Raw genomic sequence first — 11954 nt, 5'->3', positions numbered from 1 at the left:
TCCGGCAGGTTGCCGGGACGTCACGCTTATCCTCGTGGAGTGTTCGTCATAGCGCTGGTCCCGATCGTGCTGGGTGTCCTCGTCGCCTGGGGTGGTTTCCTCGGTCTGCGCGAGAAGCTGCCGCGTGACCGCGGCGCGGGCGTGCGCACCGCCGCCACCATGCGCAGCGACGACGCCTTCCGCCTCGGCAACAAGGTCGCGGGGCTCCCGACGCTGGCGGGCGGCTCGATCGCCGTGCTCGCGGGGATCGCCGCGCTGGTCATGCCGACGACGTTCGGGCTGCTGCTCGCCTCGTTCGTGGGCGTGATCGGGATGGTCGCGCTGGTCGCGGGCGGGGGAGTGCTCGGCAACCGCGCCGCCGCGACGGTGCCCGAGCCCGAGCCGGAGCGGCCCGCCGGATGCAGTGGCTGCGCCTGCGGAACCTGCGGCGTCTTCAAGAAAGCCGACACGGCCACCGCCTAGTTGCGCTGGAGGTCTCCCGGGTGGGTGGCCAGCAGCGCCAGCGGGATGCCCTGACGCCGCAGCACCTGTCCCCAGAGGTCGTGGTGCGGCGAAGCGAGGACGTCGCTGGGCAGCGCCGGGACGATCACCCAGTCGTCGCGTTCGATCTCGTTCGCCAGCTGGCCGGAGTCCCAGCCCGCGTAGCCGGCGAAGACCCGCACGCCACGGACCTTCGGGACCAGCATCTCGGGGTCGGTGTCGAGGTCGACCAGCGCGACCGGACCGCGGACGGCGATCACGCCGGGCACGCTGGACGCCGTCTCGCCGGTCCGTAACGCGGCCAGGCACAACGCCGTCTTCTTCTCGACCGGACCGCCGACGAACACCGACTGCGGTTCCGCGACATGGCCGCCCCAGTTGGGCAGCACGTCGTACACCGGGACGTCGCTCGGCCGGTTGAGCACCACGCCGAGCGTTCCCTCGTCCCGGTGATCGATGACGAACACGACGGTCCGCCGGAAGTTGGGATCGACCATCGTGGGGGCGGCGACCAGGAGCGTTCCCGGTTCGACCTCGGCGTCCGCTGGCACGTCCGCCATGATCCCACTTCGAGTGGAGACAAATCGTCCGGCCAGGGAACAACAGCATCACGAGCACCGTTGGACACATCAGGTCGGTGTGCTTTCCGTGTCCCCCGGGCTCACTGAAGAACCGCCTTTGTGGAATACCGTCCGGCTGGAGCCACACTGCGCATAGCCGCCGAGAGGCGACCCTAAAGCACACCGACCGCCTTCTTTAGGCTTCCCGCGTGACAACCAGGGCGTTCGTCCGCGACCGTGACTTCCGCCGTCTGCTGTACACGCGGTTCTCCGCGCACTGGGGCAACGGCATGTACCAGGCCGGGCTGGCCGGGGCCGTCCTCTTCAATCCCGAGCGCGCCGCCGACGCGCTCGCCATGGCGGGCGGGTTCGCGGCGTTGCTGCTGCCCTACTCGGTCGTCGGGCCGTTCGCGGGCGCGCTGCTCGACCGCTGGGACCGCCGGAAGGTCCTGATCTTCGCGAGCCTCCTGCGGTCCTTCACCATCCTCGCGACGGCCGTCGCCGTGGGCACGGGGGCGGCGGGGATCGGGCTGTTCTCCCTGGCACTGGCGTCCGAAGGCGTCTCCCGGTTCATCGGCTCCGGCCTGTCCGCGTCGCTGCCGCACGTCGTCGAGGAGGAATCGGTAGTCGCCGCGAACGCCTTCGCGGCGACGTGGGGTTCGGTGCTCGCGGTGGTCGGCGGCGGGTGCGCGATCGGCCTCCGGGAGCTCACCGGCGCCGACGACGCCGGTTCCGCGTGGGTCACCGCCGTCGCCGCGCTGGGCGGGATCGGCGCCGCGATCCTCGCCGCGGGGTTCCGGCGCGGGCTGCTCGGGCCGTCGACGGTCGACGAGCCGCCGAACCCGGTCCTCGCCGTCGTCCGCGGCCTGTCCGACGGCGCGAAGGCCGCCTGGCGCACGCCCAGTGTCACGGCCGGGTTCGTCGCGCTGTTCGCCCATCGCGCGTCGTACGGGATCTCGCTGCTGGTGACCGTGCTGCTGATGCGCAACCACTTCGCCGCCGGGATGACGGGGCTCGGGCAGATGGCCGGGTTCGCCGGGGCGGGGATCCTGGTCGCCGGGCTGCTGACCGCCTGGCTGATCCGGCTGTTCGGCAGGCTCCGCGTCGTGCTGGGCGCACTGGTGGTGGCGGCGGTCGCGCAATCCGCGCTCGGGCTGCCGATGGTGATCCCGACGGCGTTGCTCGCGGCGTTCGTGGTGACCGGCGCCGGACAGGTGCTCAAGCTCTGTGTCGATTCGTCGGTCCAGCTCGACGTCGCCGACGAGGCGCGGGGGCGGGTCTTCGCGCTCTACGACACGCTGTTCAACATCACCCAGGTCGCCGCCGTCTCGCTGGCCGCGACGGTGGTCCCGGCCGACGGCGTCTCGCCGGGACTGCTGATCGCGGCCACCGTCCTCTACCTGGCCGGGGCCGCCGGTCACCTGCTCGCGGTGCGAAAACGGAGAACGAGTGATACCGCGCCGCCGTTGGCATTAGGGTGACGCTTACCGACACCGGGTGGCGTATGCCCGGGATCCAGTACTCGCGGGGGCACAAGTGACGACGGCCGGCGATGACAGCGCGCGCCTCGAAGCGCGCAATGCCGCCATGAAGGACCAGGTCGACACGCTGCTCGAACAGTTCGAGCGCCAGACGGCCCAGCTCCGGGACGCGCAGGAAGCCGCTTCCCAGACGTCCGCGACGGTGGTCTCGCAGGACGGTCTCGTCCGCGCCACCATCGACGCGACCGGCACGCTCGCGAAACTCGAGATCCAGCCGAACGCCTTCGAGCGCACCAATCCCGCGCAGCTGGCCAACACCGTTCTGACCCTGGTGCGGCAGGGATCGCTGCAGGTCAAGCAGCAGGTCGCCGATCTGATGGCCCCGATCACCGAAGGCCTGCCGGACCTCTCGGACCTGATCGAAGGTGCCCCTTCGCTGCAAGGGCTGATGCCGTCGATCCCCGACTTCCTCGCGGAAGAGGAGGAGCCGGCCGCGCCCGCGAAGTCCGACGACGACTTCGAAGACCCGTTGCTCCGCAAGGACGACGCCCCGCTGCCGCCGCCCGCGCCCGCGGCCCCGCCCGCGCCGCCGGCACCGAAACCGATTCCCAAGCGGGTGCGTCAGACGCAGGACGATGACGAGGAAGAGCCGCCTTCGAGCTGGCTGACCAGGGGAGTCTGATGCCGAACGGTGGGGGCGGAGGCGGGTTCACCGCCGATCCGGATGCGGTCAAGACGGCCGCGGCCAAACTGGGGATCGCCGCGGATCAGCTGGACGACGCGGGCAAGGAACTGATGGCCGCGATCAACTCGCTCGGCCAGTGTTGGGGCAACGACGACGCCGGCAAGGAGTTCGCGAAGGACTACGAGCCGGGCGCGAAGGGCTCGTCCGAGGGGTTCGCGAACATCGTCGAGGCGCTGCGCGGCATGCAGCACAACGTCGAACGCTCGATGACCGCGTTCACGAACGCCGAGGAAGAGATCAAGACGACGCTGGACAAGAAGGTCTGACGCCGTGGGTATGGAGATGCCCGACGCGGTCAAGTGGCTCTTGCCGATCGTCGTAGGGGAAAGCTGGCCGGAAGGCGACGAGGACAAGCTCCGCGAACTGCGCGACGCGTGGCACAACGCCTCGAAGGCCGTGCAGCCGATCGCCGACACCGCGACCAAGGGCGCCACCGAAGTCCTCGGCGGCTGGACCGGCGAGGGCGCGGAGAAGTTCGCCGAGGCCTGGAAGAAGTTCGTCGAGGGCGACGAGGCGTACTTCAAGTCGCTCGCCGATTCTTCGAAGGCGCTCGGTGACTCGTGCAACGCGACCGCGCTGGACGTCGAGTACACGAAGTACATGATCATCATCTCGCTGGTGATCCTGGCCGCGCAGATCGTCGCGATGATCGCGGCCGCCGCGGTGACGTTCGGTGGTTCGACGGCCGGGATCGCGCCGGCGCAGATCGCCACCCGCATGACCGTCCAGATGATCTTCCGCCAGCTGATGCAGAAGCTCGCGCAGGAAGGCTTCAAGAAGGTCGCGAAGGAACTCCTGGAGAAGCTTCTCAAGGAGGGCCTGAAGAAGATCGGCAAGGAGGTCCTGCAGAACACGGCGATGAACCTCGCCATGGACGCGGGCATCCAGGGCCTCCAGATGGCCAAGGGCGACCGCGACAGCTGGGACTTCAGCAAGACCAAGGATTCCGCGATCAGCGGTGCCGTCGACGGGGTCGTCGGCGCGGGCAGCAGCAGTATCGGCAAGGGCGCCACCAAGGGACTTTCCGACAGCGTCGGCGGCCAGATCGTCGACAGCGCGGCGCGGGGTGCCGTGCGCGGCGCGGCCGAGGGCGTCGCCAGCACGGTCGGGCAGGCCGCCGTCACCGGTGACCTGGACAAGCTTTCGGCCAAGGACCTTCTGATGGGCGCCTCCGGCGGGGCCGTGGGCGGCGGTGTCGACGGGGCGAAGAGCCAGATCGGCGACATCCGCACCGCGAACACGCCGAGCGCCACGCCGGACGTCGATGGTCCTTCGACGCCGGATGGGGATTCCGGGGATTCCGGGACGCCTTCGCGTTCGTCGAGTTCTTCGGACTCGGGCTCTTCCTCGGACACTTCGTCGAGCCGCAATTCGTCCTCTAATGGCGATTCCTCTGGTGGCGATTCTTCCGCTGGCGACGCGTCCCAACCTCGCAATTCGTCCTCTAATGGCGATTCCTCTGGTGGCGATTCTTCCGCTGGCGACGCGTCCCAACCTCACAATTCGTCCTCTAATGGCGATTCCTCTGGTGGCGATTCTTCCGCTGGCGACGCGTCCCAAGCTCGCAATTCGTCCTCTGATGGCGATTCCTCACCGCGTTCGGACGGCGGGAGCCAGGCACCTCAGCAGGCTTCGCAGCAGCATCACGCGCCGAGTTCCGACGACGGCCCGCAGCGGGCGGCGGACGGCGACAGGGTCAGCCAGTCGTCGACGCAGGCTCCGGAACGTCCGGCGGACGCCCCGGCGAGCACCGGCGACGGTCAGCGCGCGGCGCAGACCCACCACAACGCTCCAGCGACGGCCGCGGACAACGGCGCCGGTTCCGGCCAGCAGCAGGCCGCGGCGGCGAACCAGCAGCAGGCACCAGCGGCGGCGCAGGCACCGGCGCAGACACCCGCGGCGAGCCCCGCCCAGACGCCGACGGCGAGTCCGTCGCCGAGTCCTGCTTCCGGTCCGTCACAGTCCGGCGGGATGCCGCCCGCCGCTTCCTCCGGAGCGCCTTCCTCGGCCGGAGGCGCGCCCGCTTCGACGGGTGCGCCGTCGAGTTCGAGTGGGTCGTCGTCCGGCGGGTACGGCATGGCGTCGAACCCGAGTCCGAGCACGTCAGGGCCGTCGAGCTCGTCGGGCGGCTACGGCATGGCGCCCGGGGGCAACGGCCCGACGCCCGGTGGTTTCCCTCCGCCCGGGCACGATCCGTCGCGACCTGGCAGGCCGAACGACAGCGTCCAGGCCGCCGGTCTGGCCGGCAACGGCGGACCGCAGCAGCCGCGCTTCGACCAGCAGCAGCCCGGTCCGGCGCCCTTCCAGGGCCAGCCGATGCAGCAAGGCCCGCAGGGCGGTTTCGCGCCTCCTCCGCCGCCGCCTCCTGGTGGTGGCGGTGGACCGATGCCGTCTCGGGGATCGCAGGGTCAGCCGGGTCCGATGGGTCCGCGTCCCCATGGACAGCAGCCGCCGCCCCCGCATCCGGGTCAGGGCGGACATCCGCAGGACCGCGGGCCGCGGCAGCGTCCCCAGCAACCGCCGCAGGCCCCGCCGCCGAGGCAGGGACCGCCGCAGCAGGGTCCGCACGGCCAGCCGCGGCCTCAGCAGGGACCGCCGCCCCAGGGGTACCAGGGGAGGCCGGGTCCCGGCCCGAACGGTGGTGTCCCGCCGCGTCCGCAGACGCCTCCGCCGCCCGGGCAGCACCCGGGTCAGCACCCCGGCCAGCGCGGTCCGGCGGGCTATCCGCCGCCTCCGCCGCGGCCCCCGCAGCCGGGCAACGGCCCGTTCCCCGGCAACCGCGGTCCCGTGCCGCCGCCTCCGCCCGGCCACCACCCGGGTCAGCCGCCGCAGCAAGGTGGCGGACCGCGTCCGGACGGACGACCGCAGGTCCCGGCACCTCGTCAGGACCCGCGGAGCAATCCGGTGCACCCGGACCAGCGCGGACAGCAGCCGCCTGCCCAGCAGCCGCCCGCCCAGCGTTCGCACGACCAGCGGCCGCAGGACCAGCGGCCCGCCGAGCAGCGCGCGCCGCAGCAGCAGCGGCCGGCTCAGGAGCACCTGCCGCAGGATCGGCCCGCCCAGGATCAGGCGCCACAGGAGCGTCCGCAGCACGACGCCCCAGAGCCCGCCGAGCGTCCGCGGCACGAATCGAACGACGCGCCCGATCGCGCCCAGGATCAGCCGGGCGAGCACGTCCCGGCACAGGACCGCGGCGAAACGCCGCCTCCGCGGTTCGACGAAAGCCACCTGCACGACCAGAAGTTCCACACGACCGATCCCGCGGACCACCGCGCGATCACGGACACGATGATCGACAGTCATCGGTACAACCAAGAGACCGGCGAGATGCGCCACGAGCAGGTGCGGCGCGAGGCACTCGCCAAACGCGACGCCACGCCGTCTCTGCGGGGCATGTCCGATGACGGCGCCATGGCCGTCCAGAGCTACACCCGCAGCGAATTCGCGGAGAAGCTCACCAAGGCACAGCGGATGGGCGGCGACGCGCTCGACGGCGGCTATCACGAAATGTCGCGCGCGCTCGACTCCGGCCTCAAGGAAATGCCGCCGTACGTGGGGCATGTGTCGCGTCGCATCAACTTCTACGGCGACGTCGACGCGATGCACTCGTTCCTCGGGCAGCACAAGCAGGGCGACACGGTCGTCGACCCGCAGGTCCTGAGCACCTCGAAGGTCACGGACAAGCACCCTCGAAGCACCTTCCCCGGCGAGGTCGAGCTCCGGATCCACTCCAAGACCGGCCGCGACCTGGAGCCGCTGGCCGCGAAGCCGGAAGAGCGCGAAGCCGCGATGCGCTCGGCGACCCAGCTGAAGATCACGGGTATCGAGAAGACCCCGTGGCACCGCGACTTCTGGCCCCAGGACGAGCACGGCAAGCCGGTCCAGCCCAAGGACGCCGACGGCAACACGCTGCCCGAGTTCACGGTCCACGCGGAAGAGATCCCGCCCGGGCACGACGACTATCTGCCGCAGGACAAAGCCGAACAGAAAATGGAGGAGCGGCGCGCCTTCAACCACGCCGAAAGCGCGCGCATCGAGGCGGCCAAGGCCGCGCACGAAGCCGAACTGGCCCGGTTCAAGGAAGAGAACAAGCACCTCTTCGGCAGCGGGAACTTCGCCGCGCTGGACGGTGGATCACCGAAGGCCGAGCCGGACACGACACCGGAGCCGGCCCATTCCGACTCCCCGGACGCGGCGGAGGCCCGCAAGCCGGACGTGGCTGGATCGGCGACGCCGCTCGCCGACGGCGGCCCGCCGGTCGTCCACGCGGACACCGCGAAGTCGGACCGGCCGGGCGAACACCGGAACGACAGCGACTACGAGATGGAGCGGCGCCGCGAACAGGTGCGGCTCCTCGAAGAGGTCGCGCCGGGCTTCGGCGAGGTCAACACGCGTGGCTACTACGACCCGAAGGGGCTGGAGAACGGCCACCGCACCAACGCCGCGGAATCGCTCGTCGCCTTCGAAGAGCGGATGAACGGCGAGACGGCCGATGGCAAGGGCGTCGCCAAACCCAGTGGTCACGGCGGCGGGCTCGCCGATCTCGGCGGGCCTTGGCAGGGCAAGGACAGCATCGCCGACGTCGCGCGTGACGTGGGCCAGCGGCCCATCGGCGCGCGGGCGGCGGTCATGGCCGACGGCAGGCTGTTCGCGGCGATCAACACCTCGCACGGTGTCGTGTTCGCCGACCCGATGACGGGACGGCTGGCTTCGCTGCCCGACGCGTCGACGCCGGTCCGGACGTTGCCGCTCGGTGGCGGCGACGCCCCCGCGCACGTGCGGACCGAGGCGCCGGAAACCAAGGCGCCGGAGACCAAAGCCCCCGAAACCAAGGCCCCGGAGGCCGAGACACCGAAGGCCGACGAGACACCGAAAGCGGACGAAGCGCCGAAGGCCGACACACCGGAGCAGCCCGCCAAGACCCCGATGGAACGCCTGCGGGGCGACGACACCCCGGAGCCCGCCCCCGAGCGGGCCCCCGACCAGGCACAGCCGGAACAGAGCATCGCGAACCGGCTGGAAGCCGAACCCGAGCCGAAGCGGTTCGACGAGGACTACCTCTTCGACGACGACTACCGGGCGACGTCGAAGGAACACCAGAGCGTCCGCGATTCGGTGCGGAGCCAGGAGATCTACGACGGCATCGCGGAGACCGTCCGGCAGCGCCAGGAGCAGCACCCGCACCTGCGGGACATCTCCACGGAAGGCGCGATCGCGGTCCACGGGTACAGCACGGGCGAGTTCGCGTACGAGACCAACGAAGCCAACCGCCGCGGCGAGGACCACCCCGGTTTCGAACGCGCGCAGGCGAACACGAAGGCGGTCGTCAGCGGGCTCAACGAGTTCCCCGACTTCACCGGTGAAAGCGTCCGCGCGATCAGCTACCAGGGCAACGCCCGGATGTCGGATCTGACGGCGGCGCACTACGAAAAGGGCCAGATCACCGTCGAGCCGACGATGACCAGCGCCTCGATCAAGACGCCGGAGTTCCAGTCGTCGAAGTTCGGCGACGACGTCGAGATCCACATCCAGTCGAAGACCGCCAAGGACATCTCCGCGCTGGCGATGAACCCCGGCGAGCGCGAGGCGCTGTCGAGGCCGGGCACGCAGTTGCTGGTGCACGACAAGCAGCTGGTCACCGATCCCCGGACCGGCAAGCGCAAATGGGTCATCCACGCCGAAGAGATCGCCCCGGGCGACCCCCGCTACCTCGACCCCGAGGCGACGAAGCAGAAGCTCGCCGAACGCCGGGCCCGGCACGACGCCGAGGCACCGGAATTCGAGCGCGCCCGGCATGAGCAGCGGATGGCCGCGCTCGGCGGGCCGGTCGAGCCGGCGACGCCGCCGATCAAACCCGACGAGCCCGTCGAGAGCGGGATCTCCAGCGTCCTCGACGACGACGGCCCGGAGCCGCCCTACGGTCGTCAGGACGAGCTTTCCGCCGACGACACCCAGCCGATCCCGATGCCTTCGCCGGAGAACGGCTGGTCGGGTCTCGCGCACGCGACGAACCCGCCGAGCGAGGCGGCGATCCACGCCGGGACGGCGACGCCGGACCAGCAGGCCGCCTACGTCCGCGACCGGCATCCGGAGCTGACGGGGGTCAACCCGCACTTCCACGACCCCGACGCGATGGCGAACGGGTACCACTCGAACTGCACGCGCGGTCCCGAGGCGTACTGGGACCGGCTGCACGGCCGCGACGCCACGGCCGAGCCGATCCTGATGCACGAGATGGACTCTCGCGGCACCTTGGAGCACATCGAAGGCCGCTTCGGCGGCGAGTTCTCTTCGCGCGCGGACTACGACACGGTGATCCGCGAGATGCGCACGCAGGCCGTCGACCACCACGCCGTGGTCGCCGTGAAGTACCTCGACGCGGAAGGGATCGAGCGCGGCCACGTGGCGATGGTGGTGAACACCCGTGACGGCGTCGCGTTCATCGACCCGCAGTCCGGGGCGCTGATGAACCTGCCGCAGCCGCCGACGAGCATGAAGCTGATGCACATCGGCGTGCCGGAGACGCAGCCGTCGCGGACGCCGGACGCGCCGTCGGCGCACCCCGACAAGCCGGTGGACCCGCGGATCGCCTTCGCGAAGCAGGATCCGCCGGTGGATCCGCGGATCGCGTTCGCCAAGGACCACGAGCTGCCGCCGTCGCAGATCGGTCCCGACGGCCGTCCGGTGCTCGGCCGCGAAGACGGCGGTTACGGCATCGCTCCCGACCGTGCCCCGGACCTCGACACCGCCGATCCCGACACGCGGCAGCGGGCCGAAGAGTTCCTCGCTCGCGACGACGTCGAAGCGGCCCTCCGAGGCATCGACGACGACGCGAAGGTCAAGTACACCGACGCCGACGGGGTCGAGCACGACCTCGGCCCGACGGAAGCGTTCATCCGGGAGCGGCTGCCGCATCACCCCGAACTGCTCGACCTGATGCTGGACGAGCGGAACGGCTACCTGCGGGAATCGCTGATCCACACTCCGCAGACCATCGCGAGCCTGATGCTGCACGACGAAGCGATCCCGATCCTGCACGAAGCCGTGGACGAGGTGAACACCCGCGGCTACGAGATCCTGAACGACTTCGAGGACAACGGGGGCCCGGACGCGACCCCGCTGACCGACGAGCAGCGGGAGATCTCGAAGGACCTCGCCGACGAGGTCCGGCGGATCCCGGAGGACGACCGGCTCCAGCCCGACTGGAAGAAAGCCTGGGAGAACGACGAAGTCAAGCAACGCGAGTTCCTGGACGCCTTGAACGCCATCTGGGAGCCGACCCAGAACGAGCTGAACGACCTCGCCCGGCAGGTCGCCGGGGAAGACGGCAAACCGGGCTGGCGGACCGAACAGAAGAACGTGGACCGGGCGCTCGCCAAGATCGCCGAATACAACGGGAACGTCTCCAAGCTCACCGACCTGGTCGGCGCGAAGGTCGAGTTCAAGACGGTCGCCGAGGCCTACGAGGCGCTCCGGCAGGTGCACGCCGCGGAGGGCATCGAGATCGTCAAGTTCAAGGACCGGTTCGCGAAACCGCAGGACAGCGGGTATCGCGACCTGCAGATGAACCTGCGGATGAGCAACGGCCACATCGCCGAGTTCCGGCTGCACCTGGCGGAGATGGACAAGGTCGCCGCCTACGAGCACGCGCTCTACGAGGTGCGCCGGGACTTCGAGACGATCGCGCGCGACGACGGCAAGCGGCCGATGTCGCCCGAGGAGCGCCTGCTGGAGGCCGCGCTGCTCACGCGCGAGCGGAAGTTCTTCTGGGACGCCCTGCAAAAGGGGCTGCCGGAGGACCTCCGGGAGGACCCGTCGTGACCCGCTTCTACGAGTACTACTCCTGGCCGTACCGGATCGACGAAACCCCGGACGGCGGGCTGACCGGCAGCATCCTGGACACCAGGACGGGCCGGTTCACCGAGAAGAACGAGCCTCTCCGGAAGGTCATGCACGCCACGTCCACCTCGGACATCAGCGCGCTCGACGAGGACGAGTTCGTCCAGCTGACCGAACGTGAGCGGGCGGAGAACCTCACCGGGGACGGGCCGATCTTCGCGTTGTACGACACCGTCCGCGCCACTTGGGACACGGCGCGTGACGAAGGCCGCCGGATCACCGGAGAGGAACTGGCCCTGGTCGAGGAGCTGTACCGGCGCACCTTCAAGATGTGGGAAGAGGAGTTCGCGCGGCAGGACGCCGGCGAGCCGCCCTCGTTCCAGTACCGCTCGAAGCACGCGCTGAAGGACCAACGCGAAGGGGAGTCGCGATGACCATCAGGACGCCACTGTTCTACAGCTACTACGCGCGGACCTACCGGATCGACACCACGCCGGACGGCGGGTTGACCGGCCACATCCTGAATCTGGACACGGGCGAGTTCGACGAGGACAACACTCGGCTGCACGAAGTGCTGCACGCCGGGGGTACCTCGGACATCGACGCGATCGGCGAGGCCGAGTTCGTCCAGGAGACCGAAGCCGCGCGTGCCGACAACCTGTCCGGCGGCGGGCCGATCTTCGCCCTGTACGACACCATCCGCGCGCTGGGCCGGTCGCCGCAGGAGCTCGCGCTGGTGCACAGCCTGCGCACCAGGACCTACGGCCTGTGGGAGGCGGAGCTGGCCAGACGGGCGTCGGGGCAGCCGCCGTCCTTCACCGTGGCGAGCCGGACAGCAGAGCGATGATT

8 protein-coding genes are annotated in these 11954 nt (G+C 70.3%); 7 read left to right on the top strand and 1 reads right to left on the bottom strand.

Translation table 11 applies throughout. The annotated features are described in order from the left end of the window. Positions 1–39: 39 nt before the first annotated feature. A complete protein-coding gene (locus B0293_RS18240; protein WP_005154416.1) occupies positions 40–462 on the top strand; it encodes an SdpI family protein in 423 nt (140 codons plus the stop codon). Here B0293_RS18240 and B0293_RS18235 read toward each other — a convergent pair. Beyond that, complete coding sequence (locus B0293_RS18235; RefSeq protein WP_039916602.1) at positions 459–1040, bottom strand: YqgE/AlgH family protein; 582 nt, start codon at positions 1038–1040, stop codon at positions 459–461. The genes B0293_RS18240 and B0293_RS18235 overlap by 4 nt on opposite strands. Before the next feature lie 209 nt (positions 1041–1249). Here B0293_RS18235 and B0293_RS18230 point away from each other — a divergent pair, with 209 nt between their 5' ends. From B0293_RS18230 to B0293_RS18205, 6 genes are all read left to right on the top strand, one after another. Next, complete coding sequence (locus B0293_RS18230) at positions 1250–2521, top strand: MFS transporter (protein ID WP_005154419.1); 1272 nt, start codon at positions 1250–1252, stop codon at positions 2519–2521. A 106-nt stretch (positions 2522–2627) separates the two neighbouring features. After that, on the top strand, positions 2628–3203 hold the full coding sequence (locus tag B0293_RS18225) for a YbaB/EbfC family nucleoid-associated protein (RefSeq protein WP_005154420.1): 576 nt from the start codon (positions 2628–2630) through the stop codon (positions 3201–3203). Further along, entirely contained in the window at positions 3203–3532 is a 330-nt protein-coding gene (locus B0293_RS18220; protein ID WP_005154422.1) for a WXG100 family type VII secretion target, read from the top strand. The genes B0293_RS18225 and B0293_RS18220 overlap by 1 nt, the downstream gene beginning before the upstream one ends. 10 nt (positions 3533–3542) lie before the next feature. Then, positions 3543–11087: a WXG100-like domain-containing protein gene (locus tag B0293_RS18215; RefSeq protein ID WP_052014365.1), complete on the top strand. Its 7545-nt coding sequence runs from the start codon at positions 3543–3545 to the stop codon at positions 11085–11087. Beyond that, entirely contained in the window at positions 11084–11539 is a 456-nt protein-coding gene (locus B0293_RS18210; protein WP_005154427.1) for a hypothetical protein, read from the top strand. The genes B0293_RS18215 and B0293_RS18210 overlap by 4 nt, the downstream gene beginning before the upstream one ends. Next, on the top strand, positions 11536–11952 hold the full coding sequence (locus B0293_RS18205; RefSeq protein WP_005154429.1) for a hypothetical protein: 417 nt from the start codon (positions 11536–11538) through the stop codon (positions 11950–11952). The genes B0293_RS18210 and B0293_RS18205 overlap by 4 nt, the downstream gene beginning before the upstream one ends. The last annotated feature ends 2 nt before the right edge of the window (positions 11953–11954 follow it).

The sequence above is a fragment of the Amycolatopsis azurea DSM 43854 genome (genome assembly GCF_001995215.1).
GTDB lineage: Bacteria > Actinomycetota > Actinomycetes > Mycobacteriales > Pseudonocardiaceae > Amycolatopsis > Amycolatopsis azurea.
This window is presented reverse-complemented; position numbering and strand designations above follow the sequence as displayed.

Bases quoted from the DNA above. Each gene is read 5' to 3' on its own strand.
- B0293_RS18235 (WP_039916602.1), bottom strand. From the start codon at position 1,040: ATGGCGGACGTGCCAGCGGACGCCGAGGTCGAACCGGGAACGCTCCTG.
- B0293_RS18220 (WP_005154422.1), top strand. From the start codon at position 3,203: ATGCCGAACGGTGGGGGCGGAGGCGGGTTCACCGCCGATCCGGATGCG.
- B0293_RS18225 (WP_005154420.1), top strand. From the start codon at position 2,628: ATGAAGGACCAGGTCGACACGCTGCTCGAACAGTTCGAGCGCCAGACG.
- B0293_RS18205 (WP_005154429.1), top strand. From the start codon at position 11,536: ATGACCATCAGGACGCCACTGTTCTACAGCTACTACGCGCGGACCTAC.
- B0293_RS18215 (WP_052014365.1), top strand. From the start codon at position 3,543: ATGGAGATGCCCGACGCGGTCAAGTGGCTCTTGCCGATCGTCGTAGGG.